The 15670-nt window shown below is 39.8% G+C and carries 15 protein-coding genes; 5 read left to right on the top strand and 10 right to left on the bottom strand.

The window, feature by feature from the left end; translation table 11 throughout:
* Window positions 1-21 precede the first annotated feature (21 nt).
* Window positions 22-696, top strand: a complete 675-nt coding sequence (tpiA, locus tag K1720_RS01135; RefSeq protein WP_251949404.1) for a triose-phosphate isomerase — start codon at window positions 22-24, stop codon at window positions 694-696.
* On the opposite strand, the gene K1720_RS01130 is transcribed toward tpiA, so the two are convergent.
* The 7 genes from K1720_RS01130 to K1720_RS01100 form a co-directional block, all read right to left on the bottom strand.
* On the bottom strand, window positions 693-1709 hold the full coding sequence (locus tag K1720_RS01130; RefSeq protein ID WP_251949403.1) for a TrmB family transcriptional regulator: 1017 nt from the start codon (window positions 1707-1709) through the stop codon (window positions 693-695). The genes tpiA and K1720_RS01130 overlap by 4 nt on opposite strands.
* Before the next feature lie 11 nt (window positions 1710-1720).
* A complete protein-coding gene (locus K1720_RS01125) occupies window positions 1721-2836 on the bottom strand; it encodes an ABC transporter ATP-binding protein (protein WP_251949402.1) in 1116 nt (371 codons plus the stop codon).
* Window positions 2837-2846: 10 nt separating this feature from the next.
* Entirely contained in the window at window positions 2847-3680 is an 834-nt protein-coding gene (locus K1720_RS01120; RefSeq protein ID WP_251949401.1) for a carbohydrate ABC transporter permease, read from the bottom strand.
* Window positions 3677-4531, bottom strand: coding sequence for a carbohydrate ABC transporter permease (locus K1720_RS01115; RefSeq protein WP_251949400.1), 855 nt, complete (start codon window positions 4529-4531; stop codon window positions 3677-3679). The genes K1720_RS01120 and K1720_RS01115 overlap by 4 nt, the downstream gene beginning before the upstream one ends.
* 10 nt (window positions 4532-4541) lie before the next feature.
* Window positions 4542-5846, bottom strand: a complete 1305-nt coding sequence (locus K1720_RS01110; RefSeq protein WP_251949399.1) for an ABC transporter substrate-binding protein — start codon at window positions 5844-5846, stop codon at window positions 4542-4544.
* A 110-nt stretch (window positions 5847-5956) separates the two neighbouring features.
* A complete protein-coding gene (locus tag K1720_RS01105; protein ID WP_251949398.1) occupies window positions 5957-6958 on the bottom strand; it encodes a Gfo/Idh/MocA family protein in 1002 nt (333 codons plus the stop codon).
* The gene (locus K1720_RS01100) at window positions 6955-7980 is read right to left on the bottom strand and encodes a Gfo/Idh/MocA family protein (RefSeq protein WP_251949397.1); all 1026 of its coding nucleotides are present in this window, start codon (window positions 7978-7980) and stop codon (window positions 6955-6957) included. The genes K1720_RS01105 and K1720_RS01100 overlap by 4 nt, the downstream gene beginning before the upstream one ends.
* Window positions 7981-8071: 91 nt before the next feature.
* On the opposite strand from K1720_RS01100, the gene K1720_RS01095 reads away from it, so the two are divergent.
* Complete coding sequence (locus K1720_RS01095) at window positions 8072-9235, top strand: glycosyltransferase (RefSeq protein ID WP_251949396.1); 1164 nt, start codon at window positions 8072-8074, stop codon at window positions 9233-9235.
* 118 nt (window positions 9236-9353) lie between these two features.
* Here the strand turns inward: K1720_RS01095 and K1720_RS01090 are convergent, their stop codons facing one another.
* From K1720_RS01090 to K1720_RS01080, 3 genes are read right to left on the bottom strand one after another with little or no spacing between them, the layout of a single operon-like run.
* Window positions 9354-10478, bottom strand: coding sequence for a transposase (locus tag K1720_RS01090; RefSeq protein WP_251949395.1), 1125 nt, complete (start codon window positions 10476-10478; stop codon window positions 9354-9356).
* A complete protein-coding gene (locus tag K1720_RS01085; RefSeq protein ID WP_251949394.1) occupies window positions 10475-11101 on the bottom strand; it encodes an IS607 family transposase in 627 nt (208 codons plus the stop codon). The genes K1720_RS01090 and K1720_RS01085 overlap by 4 nt, the downstream gene beginning before the upstream one ends.
* A gap of 26 nt (window positions 11102-11127) precedes the next feature.
* On the bottom strand, window positions 11128-12177 hold the full coding sequence (locus K1720_RS01080) for a DUF3226 domain-containing protein (RefSeq protein WP_251949393.1): 1050 nt from the start codon (window positions 12175-12177) through the stop codon (window positions 11128-11130).
* A 157-nt stretch (window positions 12178-12334) separates the two neighbouring features.
* Between K1720_RS01080 and K1720_RS01075 the strand changes: the two genes are divergently transcribed.
* The 3 genes from K1720_RS01075 to K1720_RS01065 all read left to right on the top strand — a co-directional run bounded on the left by K1720_RS01075 (window position 12335) and on the right by K1720_RS01065 (window position 15623).
* A complete protein-coding gene (locus K1720_RS01075; RefSeq protein WP_251949392.1) occupies window positions 12335-13072 on the top strand; it encodes a sulfite exporter TauE/SafE family protein in 738 nt (245 codons plus the stop codon).
* A gap of 171 nt (window positions 13073-13243) precedes the next feature.
* Window positions 13244-14416: an MFS transporter gene (locus K1720_RS01070; RefSeq protein ID WP_251949391.1), complete on the top strand. Its 1173-nt coding sequence runs from the start codon at window positions 13244-13246 to the stop codon at window positions 14414-14416.
* A gap of 43 nt (window positions 14417-14459) precedes the next feature.
* Window positions 14460-15623 carry an MFS transporter gene (locus K1720_RS01065; RefSeq protein ID WP_251949390.1) on the top strand — a complete coding sequence of 388 codons (1164 nt, stop codon included), beginning with the start codon at window positions 14460-14462 and terminating at the stop codon, window positions 15621-15623.
* Window positions 15624-15670 lie beyond the last annotated feature (47 nt).

The raw sequence follows: 15670 nt of genomic DNA, 5'->3' as shown, positions 1-15670 counted from the left end.
GAATTTAAGAGGTGGTTGTAGATGTTGAAGGAACCAATTATTGCCATAAATTTTAAGACTTATATTGAGGCCACGGGCGAAAGGGCATTAAAAATAGCTAAGGCAGCTGAGAAAGTTTATAAAGAAACTGGAATAACAATCGTAGTTGCCCCCCAATTGGCTGATCTATATAGGATTGCTCAAGAGGTTGAAATTCCTGTTTTTGCCCAACATATAGATCCTGTGAAACCAGGTAGTCACACTGGGCATGTTTTACCGGAATCCATTAAAGAAGCTGGGGCTGTTGGAACTCTATTGAACCATTCGGAGAATAGGATGATCTTAGCCGATCTTGAAGCAGCAATAAGGAGAGCTGAAGAAGTTGGTCTTCTCACAATGGTGTGTAGCAATAATCCAAAGGTTTCTGCAGCAGTTGCAGCTTTAGATCCCCATTATGTTGCAGTAGAGCCTCCTGAACTTATAGGAACTGGGATTCCAGTAAGTAAAGCTAAGCCTGAAGTTATCACTGACACTGTGGAGCTTGTGAAAAAAGTTAATCCCAGTGTTAAGGTTCTAACTGGAGCAGGAATTTCAACAGGAGAAGATGTAAAGAAAGCTTTGGAACTTGGAACAGTCGGGGTTCTTCTAGCTAGTGGTGTCACAAAGGCTAAAGATCCAGAAAGAGCAGTAAGAGACTTAGTTTCGTTAATAATTTAGCCTTTAAGGATCATTAAATCTGCTTCGATATCCTCAAGGGAGGCGTTCCATCCTCCAATTACATACCTTTCCCCATTTTCTGTTTCAATAGTAATATTTGAGATAACTTTTCCTTCGCTTTCAAAGAAATCTACTATTCTTCCAGTTAGTTCAACTGGTTTTCTACTTTTTACAAATTTTCCTACTATCTTGATTTCCCTACCGAGGAGATTATATTCCCTTATGTCCTCTACGACGGAACGAATATGTATGTAACTTTTTGGGAATTTTACTTTTCCCCGTTTTTTGTAAATTGGATTTCCAGTGGGCCAAAGGGCATGGTAAAAATACCTGTCTAACATAAAAAGGAGATTTTTGTCTCGTATTATTAGGGCATATCCCTTTATAGTCTGCACTTTTGATTTGAAGGCTTCTGGGGGAGCGTAAATACCAAGGTTCTTATCTTGTATCACAATTATTGGATCTTCGACTTCTCTGCTTCTTATTTTATCAGCTACTTTGGGGATTTGACCTGTGCCATAAACAAAAAGATCGATTGTGGCTTCTTTACTTTTTGTCTTTAGCATGGTGGCTATTTTTTTCACTAACAAACTGGGGATAGCTAGGGAAAGATGATATTTTGTATTTGTTATTGCTTCTTTTATATAATTTTCTAATGTCGTTTTGTTTTTTACAACGACAACTTCTCTATGGCTTTCATAGGGGGTATACATTGCTTTAAGCTCTTTTTTTGCCATCTCTACTTTTTTTAGGTAGTTTTGCTCCATAGCTCCGAGAACTTCTTCTGGATCAATGGGGACCACTTTTTTCGGGCGTTCGCTTGTAATTGCGACGAATCCTTTACTCATAAGACTTCTCACAATATCGTATATTCGAGGTTGAGGGACTTTGGAGAGGGAGGCGAGCTCACCTGCCGTGAGAGGCCCTTGTTTGATTAGAGTAATGTAAGCATTTACCTCGTATTTGTTAAGTCCCAGCTCCTTTAATAGCGCTTTGAGCTCGCCTTCCTCCATCTTAACGTCCCTCAAATTATGGCTTTTTCAGTATTTTTATCAAACACATGAATGTTTTCTAAATCAATTACTATTTTAACTTTGCTACCAATCTCTAATGGTATATGGCCAGGAAGTTTTACTTTTATGAGATTCCCTTCTCCTATGTTGGCGTGAACTATGGTGTCAGTTCCTAATGCCTCAACAAAGTCTACAAGACCTTCTATTGTAGTGATCTTTTTAACATGTTCAAGGGTTGAAACACCTTCAACTGTCATGTGCTCGGGCCTTATCCCAAAGAGAACGGTTTTGTCTATATAATCTTTAAGAAGTTCTCTAAAGTCCTCAGAAAGAGGTATTTCAAACCCTTCTCCTTCAAGGACGAGGTTTCTATCTTTTTCCTTAATACTTACTTCAAGTAGATTCATTTCTGGGGCTCCTATAAAAGTGCCCACAAATACTGAATTTGGTTTCAGATAAACTTCTGTTGGAGGTCCTACTTGTAAAATCTTGCCCTGATTCATTACTGCTATCCTGTCTCCCATTGTCATTGCCTCTACCTGGTCATGAGTGACGTATATTGTTGTTACCTTGAGTTTTGTTTGGAGTTTTTTAATTTCAGCTCTCATAGCAACTCTAAGCTTTGCATCTAAATTTGAGAGGGGCTCATCCATTAGTAAAACGGCTGGTTCAACTACTATTGCCCTGGCAACAGCTACTCTCTGTCTCTGTCCACCACTAAGCTGGGCTGGGTACCTATCGAGAAGAGTTTCTATTTGAAGCAGTTCTGCAACCCATTTTACTTTCTTATCTATCTCTGCTTTGGGATATTTCTTGATTTTTAATGGGAATGCTATGTTGTCATAAACTGTCATATGGGGCCATACTGCATAACTCTGAAAAACCATAGAGATGTTTCTGTCTTTGGGGGAGAAATAAGTCACATCCTTGTCTCCAAACCAGATTTTGCCACCAGTTGGGATTTCCAGACCAGCTATCATTCTAAGTGTCGTAGTTTTTCCACATCCACTTGGGCCAAGGAGTACAAGGAATTCTCCATCCTTTATAGTTAGGTCAATACCATCAACTGCTTTAACTTTCCCATTATCAAAATATTTCTTGAGATTTTCAAGCCTAACTTCCACCATCTTTCACACCTCATTTGAGTGTTATACCCCACATGGTGACCAAGTACTTTCTTGCAAAGAATATGAATGTGATAGCTGGGAGTATCATGATGAATGCAGCTGCGAACTTATAATAATCTGGTGCTGCTCCTCCGCTTGCTCCAGCCATTATGGATAATATCTGTGCGGGGAGAGTTCTCTGGGAGAGTGTTAAGATTGAAGCTACGAATACTTCATTCCAAGACATAACAAAGGTAAACATTGCTGCAGCAGCCAGTCCTGGTAAAGCTAAGGGTAAAGTAATCTTGAAAAATGAGCCCAGTCTTGTTAGTCCAAACACCATAGCGGCCTCTTCAAGTTCTTTTGACACTCCAGCAAAGATGCTTGAGGTTATCAATACTACAAATGGGAGTGCCATTGCTGTATGAGCTAAGGCTACTCCAAATAGTGTATCGATAAGGTTAAGCCGTATGTATAAAATCACCAGAGGGATTGCCATTACAGGAATTGGGAACATCCTTAGAGCTACTATTGAGAGTTTTATTGTATCTTTTCCTGGGAAGATGAACTTTGCAACTGCATATCCAGCGGGAATCCCAAGGATAAAGCTTATAGCGATCGTCATAACTGCCACAATAACGCTATTTTTTATGCCCTCCAGAGCCCCTAGTGTTATGAGGAGGGTTTTAACGTATTTAACTGTGAAGGTTGTTGGGAGTATCTTTTCAGGATTGTAGTAATCTTCCTTAATGGAAAATCCGTAGAGAGTCGAGATTATTATTGGAATAATTATCCATGCCACTACCGTGAAAATAAATGTATAAAATGTTATCCTTTTGAGCATAAATTTGGTTTCCTCGTTCATCTTTTCACCTCCAAGTATTCAGCTTTCATGAACTTAATATATAGTGCTCCAAGGAGAATTGACAGCCCGGCAATTACTAGGGCATAGATTGATGCTACATCATACTCTTTGAGCTCTGTTAGCCTATAAAATCCCTCTCCAGCCAGTATGGGGATATCCCTTCCTGCAAGTATCCATACAATACCAAAAATCTGCATTGCAAAAAGTGTTCTGATTATTAAAGCACTTTGAATGCTTGGTTTTAGGAGGGGTATTACTATCTTCTTTAGCCGTGTCCAATAGTCTGCTCCAAATACTTCTGCTGCTTCTAGGTACTCTCGACTTATCATTTGAAGTCCGGCAAGGATTATAACAAAGACTATTGAAGTTGCTCTCCAGAGTTCAGCTAAAACAATAGCCAGAAACTCCATATGTCTGTATTGATAACCGAAAAAATATATTGGGTTGTTGATAATGCCAATATTTAGAAGAAGTTTGTTTAAAAATCCGCTTGGAGAGAGCATAGAATACCATATCAAACCGGCAGCAACATCACTTATAGTAAGAGGGATTGTAAGAGCGTAGATTGTAAAATCCTTACCTTTAAACACTCTATTAACACCTAAAGCTAAAATTAAGGCCAATCCAACTTGGCTTGGGACAATCACACCCGCAAGAGCAATAGTATATTTTAGGGCCTCCCAGAAGTAGGGATCGGCAAAAGTTTTTCTAACAGTTGCAAGAGAAAGTTGTCCGTTTTGGGTAAATGCAATATACAAAGCTTGAACAAGAGGATACCCTACAAAAAACAATAGGTATGCAAATGCCGGTAAAACTAAAAAATAAGGAAGGTAGGATGATTTTATCTTCATGGCACCTCCCTCATGGTATTTCTTGTCCCATTTCTTCGAAGAGCTTGCGGACTTGTGGACCAAGTTCCTTCACGACCGCTTCTGGATCTTCGCCTTTAAGTACGATCCTCTCAAAGGCGGTTCTATAGGCGTTTGTGAACTGTCCTCCCTTTTCACCGAGGTTAGGTATCATAGCCACAACGGCATCGGGTGTGGCTGATTGTGCTGCAACACCCTCTGCGAGAATCTTAAGGGGTCCTGATGGGATCGCCCCAGTGGCTTCTTGAACTGTTGGGAAGAATCCAACGTTCTCGAGGATCTTCACCTGGGTTTCTGGTTTTGTGAGATAATCAATAAGCTTCCAAGCTTCATCAGCGTTTGGAGCACCTTTTGGAATTGCTAATCCAGCGACTACAAGGATAAATCCTCTTCCTTTTGGTCCCCTTGGAACTGGAACCACTACAAATTGGTCTGGATTAGTCTCGATTGCGTTCTTAATTCTTGCAGTGTGGTCCCATGCAATTAAAACTTCTCCTCTAAGGAGTGGTTCACCCATGGCATCCCATGTGGTGCTTGCTGGATTAACGTATTGCCAAAGATCTCTGAGATACTTCCACATTTCCACAGCCTCTGGACTGTCAAAGTTCTTTGCTTGGTATCCAGTAAAGCTTGGATAGATATATCCATGAAGGAATCTGTGTAAGAGCCCCTTTGGCCCAGCAGGGAAGCCAAGTTGTGGTTGTCCAGTGGCTTCTTTTAGGTTCTTAGCCCATTCAAGAAGAGCATCATATGTCCATTTCTCGGTTCCTTTCATTACATCTTCCTGGGTAAGGCCGTCTGGGAGGTATTCAAAAGCCTTTTTATTAACAACCATAACATAGGTAGCGCTCATCCATGGTATGTAAACCTTCTTTCCTCCAATTGTTGCATATTTCTCAAAGGTGCTTATGAAGGTTCTTCCTTCGAGAGTTTTTCCACTTAGGTCTTCAAGCCAACCTTTTGATGCAAAGAAGTCGAGTCCACCGTGGAGATCAGCGATAAGATTAATTGTGACTTCTCCAGTCTGTTCTTCAGCCTCAAGTCTTGTGGCCATATCGGAATAACTTATGGGTATAAAGTTTACCTCAATTCCAGTTTGATCTTTAAATTCTGTGAGCAACTGCTCTTGCACAAAAGCTCTCTCTTCTGGGGGGTTCAGTTGTGTTGAAAGCCAAGTTAATGTAACTTGCTCAGTAGTTGTTGGTGTAGTGGTCTTTTCTCCCCCAATGCATCCACTTACTATTGCTCCCAAAAGAACTAAAATTAAAACTCCTCCAAAACTCATCTTTCGGCTCATGGCCTATCACCTCTGAAGTGTTCACCATATTGTTGCTAACTCAAAATATATAAATCTTATGATATAAACCACTTTTTGTAGTTGCATCTAAAAAAGTTTGAATAGAGAAGTTATAATTTAATTGTTTTGCCGGTTCTTGATGATTCATATGCTGCTAAAACTATTTCTAAGTTTTTCTTGGCCATTTCTCCCGTTATGGGGGGCTCCTTATCCTTTATTATAGATTCCAAAAAGGAATCCACGATGGTGTTAACATCTGCTCTTTCCCAATAAATTTTCTCTGCTCTGTCTTGGTAGACTGTAAAATCTGGATAGGCGGTTCTAATATCTAGAAATCCTTCCTTTCCTAAGATATAATATTTAATTTCCAAGCCATAAGAATACCCTCTGGGGTTACCCCACCCAGCGTTGAGGACCGAAATAACTCCATTCTTGAATTCTAGGACTACAGTACCTATATCGTCCACAGGGAAACCATATATTTTTGAACCTATCTCGGCATATACTCTTTTTGGCTCACTTCTTGTGAGCCATAACAGGGAGTCTATCCCATGGGGTGCAGTGTCCATAAAGCCACCGCCACCAGCTTTATTTACATCTAGGAACCAGCTCATATCAAGTCCCTCTAAGAATGTTGGTGGTTTAACGTATTCTGAAATTGCATATATGTATTCAAGATCACCGATTTCCCCTGCCTCTATCATGTTTTTGGCTTTTCTAAGGGGAATTGTAAATCTCGGGTTAAAAGGTACCATTAGCTTTACATCCGCTTTCTTCGTTGCTTTAATGATATCATCGGCATCTTTCAAGGTCAAAGCAATGGGTTTTTCAAGAAGTATGTGTTTGCCTTCTTCTGCAGCCTTTATGGCAATTTCTTTGTGCCTGTAGGTCTCAATTGCTATATAAACTGCGTCAACTTTCTTATCTCTTAGGAGTTGTTCATGATTTGAGTAGAACTTTGCCTTGAGCTTCTCTGATTCGGCTTTTGCTACATCACTGTTCGAACCATCTCCAGAAATTGCATAAAGTCTTGACTTGGGATTAGAGGCAAATGTAGTGCCATATCTTAATGCGTGGGGGTGAGCATAACTAATTATCCCGATATTTATCATTCTACCACCCCCTTAAACTCTAAAGAGTCTCCTTTTTTTGCAGATTCTATTGCAGTTTCTGCCATTTGAAGTGCTATTAACGCATCATTTGCTGTTATCACGGGTTCTTCTTGGCCTATTATTACTCTAAAGAAATGCCTTAATTCTGTTTCAAATGCCTCTGGAAAAGCTGAGAGTAATGGTGAGAATCGTGGCATTTCAAAGTGACTTTTTACAACCCCTACTACAGGAGTGTCTAAAGGAGTATATCTTATCCTTCCGTTTTTTCCTAATACGTCTAGATGATGGTAGAAAACTCCATATCGAGCTGGATAAGAATATGCCCAGCTTACTTCTGCCAGTCCGGTCTTATTCCCTTCGAATTGTATCATCATCAGAAAGTGATCATATGTATTGTTTATTTTAGCTTCTTTTCTTATGGCTTTTCCAATTCCAAGAATCTTAATGGGTTCACTTTCAAAATACCAGCGGAGGAAATCTGTAACATGAACCCCTAAATCTATTGCCACCCCTCCACCTTTGTTGGGTTTCCAGTACCATGCAGTCTCAGGAAAAGGTAATCTCTGAACCTCTGCTTTCCTTATTTGCATTGGAAGAACGTTCCTTTTTTTAATGACTTCTTTTATTTGTATCCACCGTTTGTCGAAACGTCTTGTGTGTCCAACTAAAAGGTGTAGGTCTTCTTTTTCAGCAGTTTTAATCATCTTTTTTGCCTGTTTACTTGTGAGAGCAATTGGCTTTTCAACTATAACATGTTTTCCGCTTTTTAAGGCCTTTATAGCCAATTCTGCATGTGTATAAGTTGGGGTCAATATTTCAACTACATCCAAATTCAGATCAAGAAACTCATCTAGATTAGTATAAAACTTTGTGTTAAACTCTTTTGCAGCCTCTTTGGCTTTTTTCTCTTTGATATCCATGCATGCGGTTACTTTTATCTCTTTTAGATTTTTTAATGCATTTTTGTGGGCCAAATTAAAAATGTTCCCACATCCTATTATCCCGACTTTTAACTTTCCCATGGGGGACCCCTCATATCCATTACATACCAAAAGATATTTAAGCATTTTTCATTTTAAACCACTGTAAATGGTTGTATTTTGGTGATGAAATATGAAGGTCATCGTAGGAATCCCAAGTTATAACAACGCCGACACGATCCAGTATGTAGTTAAACAGGCCGCGGAAGGGTTAAAAAAGTACTTTGGTGGGGGTTTGATTGTCAATTCGGATGGTGGCAGTACTGATGGAACCAGAGAAGTTGTTATGAAGACTAGGGTTCCTGAGGGAGTAGAGGTAAGAAGTACTATTTATAAGTGGCCAATTCCCGGAAAAGGTAGTGCGATGAAGGAAGTACTTGAAATAGCAAAGGATGAGGGAGCAGATGCTATAGTATTTGTAGATAGTGATTTAAGAAGTATTACTCCAGAGTGGATTTATAAATTTGCTAAACCTCTGGAGGAGGGCTATCATTTTGTTGCTCCCCTTTATCTAAGGCATAAGTACGATGGGACAATCACAAACAATATAGCTTACCCAATGACAGCATCTCTCTATGGTTATAACGTTAGGCAACCAATAGGAGGAGACTTTGGAATCAGTGCGGAGATTATCGATGTTTATCTCAAAGATGAAGAAGTCTGGAAGAGGGATGTGGCAAAATTTGGAGTGGATATATTCTTAACAACTACCGCAATAGCAGAGGGATTTAGAATAATCCAAACTGCCTTGGGTGTTAAGATACATGATCCTAAAGATCCGGCAGCCTCTCTAGGCCCAATGTTTAATCAAGTTGTTGGGACACTTTTCATGTTGATGCAGAAGTATGAAGAGAAGTGGAAAAACGTAAAAGAGCTAAAGGAGGTCCCAGTTTTTGGTAAAATGGAGATTGTAGAGCCAGAACATGTTAACGTTACACTTGAACTTCTAGAAAAGAAATCAAGGGAACTTTTCGTGGAGAATGAGGAAATTCTAAAGAAGGCCCTTTCAGAGGAAACATTTAAAGAGGTTAAAAAGGCATTAGAGACCTTTGATTTCGATGATATTCTCTGGAGCCATGTTCTTTTTGATGGAGCAATAGCCTATAAAAATGGCATTCTACAAAATGTGGAGCCTTTAATGCCACTGTATTTTGCTAAAACTGCAGATTTCGTTAAGAAAACCAAAGACATGACAACGGAAGAAGCAGAAAAGCTTGTATTGAAGAGAGCAGAAATCTTCCTAAGAGAAAAGGACTATCTCCTAGAAAGATGGGGTCTGTCCGTCGTGAGTTTTTAGGGGGGAACGTGAGTGAACGTCCTCCCCCTTAAATCCACCCTCACGATGGACTTGGGCTTCATCAGCCTCAACTCCCCTCCGAGTTCATTGGAGAGTAAATCATCGACCTCACCCCCGCTTAGGGCGACCCCAAGTCCCGCACAAAAACATTGAACGCTCCGAGAAACTGCCTATCTGATTTAAAACCACACCTGCAAACCACCAGCCCGTTTCGGGACTCTAACTTACTCCCACACGTCGGGCAGGTGGAGGAAGTGTTAGCAGGATTCACAAACTCGATTGGAACACGGTAAGAGAGTTTTTGAGCGATTTTACTCCAAGTCGAGCGGGATAACTTTCGGTTGAACTTCCTGCCATTCCCGTTGAACATTTTAAACTTGTTCAAATCCTCGAAGACGAAAAGCGCATCGGGAAACTCTCTCGATAATTGGACTGTCAGCTTGTTGAGAAAATCCTCAATCCGGTTCCTCCTGCGGGTGTAGTATTTCTTTAAGAGTATTCCAATCCTCTTCGGAGCCTTCCGTTGAATACTCTTGAGTTTATCAATAATCCCATCGTAGGTTTCCGCAATCTTGTGGAGTTCGCTCAAGTCCACCTTAATCCAGCCACGTTCAGGGTGGTAAACGTCGAGACTCATCAGGTTACTATCAATCCCGATTTTAACCCGCCCGTTAAACTCCACTTCCTTTGAAAAGGTAAGGTAAACGTCATTCTCCCTTATTATCAACTCTCCAACTTTCCAGTCCTTAATCCTCTCATAGAACCACTCGCCAGAATAATCGAGTTTGAGGTATTCTTCCCTTGGTCTAACCGTTATTCTGATTTTTGAACCTTCAACTCTCATCAGGGTAGTTTTAACTCGCACGAACTTCCTCTTAACTACTGGTTTCCTTCTCTTCCTCCTTCCCTTGAGATAATTCTGCCTCCAGCTCTCAAGGATTGAGTAGGCTGCTTTTATCGCCGAATCAGCATAGTGTTTGGCGAAAGACCAGTTCTTGAGAAGTTCGTCCCTTAATTTCTTCTTGAACTCTTTTGTATTTGGGAAGTAAGGGATTAAGCGAGTTGTTTCGTAATACTTGTATCTTCTCTTTCCTATAGAGTAGCAGTGTTTGACTTTCTTTTCCTTCCAAGTTGTGTTCGCCCAAATCTCGTCAATCGCCCGCTGAAGGAGTTTTTGGTACTCGGTGAGGAGTTCCTGAACGTTCCACTCGTGCGTCATCTTGTATGTGAGGACGACTTTCAACCCTCAACCTCCTCGATTAGTTTTTTCACGCCTTCCTTGAGTTTTTTGTACTTGTGTGAACGCATTCCGTAGAGTTTTCCAGCAAAGTGGCTGATTATGGTTATTAAATCCTCAATGAGTTCTTCTCTTGGTGTTTTATCCTTCTCGTGAATCGTGATTACTTCTGCACCGTATTGCTGGAGGAAGAATTCAAGTGTTTTAAACCCAAAACGGGTGAGCCTGTCGGGGTAAGGGATGATGATTTTGGAGACTTCTCCTTTGGCGACTAATTCGAGGAGTTTGCGGTAGTTTTTCCTGTTCTCGTTCAATCCTGAGCCAATGTCTTTGAGGACTTGGATTTGCCACCCTCTTTCTCTTGCATACTCCTCTATCGTCTTAATTTGTCGTTCTAAATCGTCCTTTTGTGTGTGGCTGGAGACTCTTGCATAGCCGATGATGAGGCCTTCTTGGGTTTTTATTCCGAGGAGTCGTTTTATCTCGCTCTCTGGTATTCTTCTCCGCCCACCGGGCGTTCTGATGACTTTGATTTTCCCTTCTCTATCCCATTTCTGGATTGTTTTGGGATGAACTCCGAGTATTTCGCTCGCCTGTTTGACCGTGTAGAGTTTCTCCTTTACTACCATACACTCACATTTAATCACAAAAACTTTTAAACGTTTTGCTCAAAAAGAACAGTTGGCGAAGGCAATAAGGCCTTCATATTTTCATAAAGCCCACTCTTCTTTAACACTTTTTCAACTTTCCACCTAGGAGTTCTCATTATGCTCATCTCGTAGAATCCTTCGAGATTTCCCCAGAACTTTTTTGCAGCCATTGTAAGATAAATAACTTCCTTTGGCTTTAATTTTCGTTTTAAGTCTATGCATAGTATATTAATTGCTCTTTCCAGTTTTTTGAAAGTCTGGTCCTCTTCAAGAATCGCTAACATAAAATCTTCAACAGCAGGTTTTTGCCACTCCACACATGGCCCAAGGTCTATTTTTGCCCCGATTAAGAGGGGGATTATTAATGTTTTCTCAACTTTAAAGCCTTCTTGAGTGGCTTCATAACCAAAAGTAGAAAGTTTCCCTTTTATTGATTCCAGCACTGCTTTTTCACTTTCGTCTATATCTATTGCTACCCCTATTTTTTCCACATGGAAATTGAAAACATCCATTGCTCTGAGAAAGTTTCCTAAATTTCTGATTACGCCAGCGTTGCCTTCACTTGGGATGATTCCTAGATAACTGTTTTCTTTCTTAATAAGTTCATAGTTATCTCGTTCAAAGAGTTTTTCAATAAACTTAAGGTTTTCTGGGACTTTTCGACTTTCTCGGAATCCAAAAATCTTTTTGTAGCTTGCTTTGAAGAATTTTGAATCAGTTTTACCCTCACACAAGAGAATACTTACTCGTTCATTTTCTTTTATTTCCCCTCCTCTCAAGTCGAAGTCTAGGTATTTTCTCAATTGGTAAGCTATTTTAAAGTTGAGGGCCTTTTCACTGTTGGAGTGTATTAGAATGTGTTCTTCTCCTCTAAACCTTCTTAGAATGAGGTCAATAAGTTCCAAGCTTGCGGTTACTATTATTTCATCTCCTTTAAGACTTGCAACAAAGGCTTGGAGAGTGTCTCTATTTTTTCCGTATTCGGGAAAGAGTATTTTTTCAGAGTTTTTCTCTCTTAGAATGTTTTCATACTTGTTTCCAGTTATTATTATCATTCACTTCACCATACATGCTCCAAATTCTCACGCTCAGCTATTTGGGGTCAATCATCCTTTCAGCATTGGATTCATTCATCATCGCTTTATGTGAATTAGTGGTACTCATATAAATCTTTTTATCCTCCTAGCAAAATAAAGACAATGGCGAGTTTGAATGAAGGAAATAGTATTCTTATTGCTTGCACTTTTTGGAGGCTTTGTGGGATCTTTGATGAGCGGTGGGAGTTTAATCACGCTATTTATTCTTACTCTTTTAGAAGTGCCTATTAAAATGGCTGTGGGGACATTAAAAATGGCGATAGCTATCTTAACTCTTGTTTCTTCGATAATTTACCTCAAGAATGGAGTATTAAAAAATATGAGGTCTGTTTACATATTGACATTCTCTTCCATTTTGGGCTCTTATTTAGGAAGTTTCTTTTTGCTTGCTATCCCAGAGGAACCTGCTAAGATCGTTGTAGCAGGATTCCTCTTGATTGGTGCGTATTTTACCTTAAGTAGAGAAGAAGAGAAAGGTCCGAGACTTAAGGGCAATCTGTGGCAGGCAGTAGTGGGATTAACAATTGGGTTTTATATTGGGGTCTTGGGAATAGCATCTACCCTTATACTAATTTCTGCAATTCACTTATTTTTCTCTCTGGATATGCTAGAGGCAAATGCTGTCGCTAAGATTATCATTTTCGTCAATAATTTCATTGCGTTTTTGAATTATGCTTCCCAAGACAGTGTTAACTATTCCTTTGGTATTCTGCTATCTTTTCCCATCATTATAGGGTCATGGGTTGGTGCTAAAACTGCAATAAAAATTGGCCCAAAGAAGCTCAAAGTAGTATTTTTCATAACGGTTTTATTAACTGTTTTTAAGATTTTACAAGAATTACTGCTGCTTTAGAAATAGTGAAGGAAATAAAAGACTTGAGGACTTATTTTAGCCCCTCTGATTGGACCTCTATGGGGGTATTTATCAACTGATTTTAACCATTAAAAGCATTTTAAGAGAGTATTTAAATCTTCCGAATCCCATTTCGATAAATTTATAAACGCTACGATTTATAATTCAACCATGCTTGGAGGGTACAACAGAGACGCAAAGCTCCTAATAGCTGCTAATGCAGCAGGCCAGTTGTTTCTTCAATTCTCGATTTTCATAATGCCATTTTATCTCAGCGCTTTGGGATATGGGATGGATCAGATGGGAATCTTCTTCTCAATTCAGACTTTTGTTGGTGGGGTCTTCTTTTTGTTTGCTGGTCAAGTCTCTCTAAAATTGGGATATAAGAAGACTCTGATCCTTGGAGCATTTCTGGGTCTTTTAGGAAGAGTACTTCAAGTTTTGGCTATTAATTTCTACGTTCTTGCATTAGGGTTTTTCTTGGTTGGTGCTAATATGGGGATAAGGCAACCTAATTTCTATGCTTTATTAAGTGAAGAGGTAGGAGAAAAACTTAGACACCATGCATTTTCAATAAGTTTTGGCATTGGGACAATCTTGAATGCTGTGGGAGTTCTTATTGCAGGCTTTGCTCCTAATTTTCTTATAGAAACTTTTGGCATAACCTCGGAACTCGCATATAGGCTTGTTATAGCTCTGGCATTGCTTCAATTTGCTCTTGTAATTCCAGTTCTTATAATAATTAGTGATGTTCCAGTAAAAAATCCGCATATAAATTGGAGAAAAGAACTTGTAGTAAAAATTCTCAAATTCTCACTCCCTTCGGCTATGATTGGTTTGGGTGCAGGGATAACAATTCCTTATATGAGTCTCTATTTTAATCTTCGTTTTGGGCAAACATTAGCCGTTATAAGTGGAGTCTTCTTTGCTCAGCAACTTGTTATGGGTTTTGGTTCCTTTGTTCTCCCAAAACTTGTGGACAGAATTGGGCCGGTAAAAACAATTGCAGTTTTTCAAAGCATTGCAGCCCTCCTATTTGGGGTTTTCCCATCGATAGGTCTTTTCTTGCTCGCTGCTGCTATCTATATCATAAGATCAATTCTAATGAATATAGTCTGGCCAATAAATGATGCTTTTATGATGGGTTTCTTCACAACAGAAGAAAAAGCAACAGCTGCAGGTATTAGACGGGCATTTTCAACATTTATGAGGGGATTGGGGAACTACATTGGAGGCATTCTTTTCTCCCTCTCTCTAAGTTATCCTTTCTATACAACAGCAACTCTTTACGTTACTGCCACCCTAATCTTTTATCTCTTCTTTGCTAGGTATAACAAAGTTTGAGCGTTTCGATAGATTTATAAACGGATAAATAGGAGCAATCATGATGTCGATTCAGAACTATCGTGGTTTTAGCAGAGATGCAAAACTTGTCATAGTTTATTCCTTTATGGGCTGGTTAGGTGGGAATATAGCGTGGTTTATACTCCCTTTTTATTACTCCTCCCTTGGAATGAACTTCTCTAAAATTGGTGTTCTCTTCTCCATTTCAACAATATTCCAGGCCTCCTTGCTTTTAGCTTCGGGACAAATAAGTGTTAAGTTGGGGTATAGAAGGACAATTTTAGTAGCAGTGGGTCTATTCTTTATTGGTAGGCTCCTCCAGGTTTTTGTGCCTCAATTTTGGGCTTTTGCCCTTGCGTCGGCAATATTTGGTATTGGCATGGCATTAGAAGGCCCTGCATTAATGTCTCTCTTAAGCGAAGAGGTAAGTGAAGAGAAAAGACATTATCTTTTTAGCTTGAATGCTGCGCTGGGAACAATTGGGGCAGCACTAGGTATGTATCTAGGTGGCTTGTTACCAAAGCTCCTAGATGGTTCGAACCCCTATAAGATGACTCTTTTATTTGTTGCTTTATTAATCCCAATCCAAGGGATCTTTATTTTCCTTGTTTCACCAGTTTTGGGAAGAGAGGAGAAGAAACTTAAGCTTGAGAGAGAACTCATGGTCAAGATCCTTAAATTCTCCCTTCCATCGGCTTTAATAGGTCTTGGTGCTGGAGTTACGATTCCTTACATGGGTTTATGGTTCAACAAGCGATTTGGGACTAGCTTGGAAAGTATTGGTGGACTTTTTGCACTTCAACAGTTTATAATGGGAATTGGAACATTTACCCTTCCAATGATCGCGGATAAGTTTGGAAGTGTGAAGACAATAGTGGGCTTCAATGGCAGCGCAACTGCTTTGATATTGATGATGCCTTTGTCTCCAACTTTCCCTGTGGCCGCGGTCATATATACTATTAGAACGATCTTTATGAACATTGTTAATCCAATATGGGATGCCTTTATGATGCGTTTCTTTACCAAAGAAGAGAGAGCAACAGCTTTGGCCTTGAGGAACCTATCTTGGACAGCTACTTTCGGTATAGGCCAACTTATTGGGGGGAGAATATTCGATCTCTCTTTAACAGTGCCGTTTTTCATAACTGGGGGGCTCTATGCGCTTTCCATGGTAACTTTCTGGGTATTGTTTGCCAAGGAAGATTAAGGAAAGAGTTATAAGTTTTGGTTGGTCTCATTGAATAGTCCCTTCTA

The organism is Thermococcus argininiproducens (assembly GCF_023746595.1).
GTDB classification, from domain to species: domain Archaea; phylum Methanobacteriota_B; class Thermococci; order Thermococcales; family Thermococcaceae; genus Thermococcus_A; species Thermococcus_A argininiproducens.
This window is presented reverse-complemented; position numbering and strand designations above follow the sequence as displayed.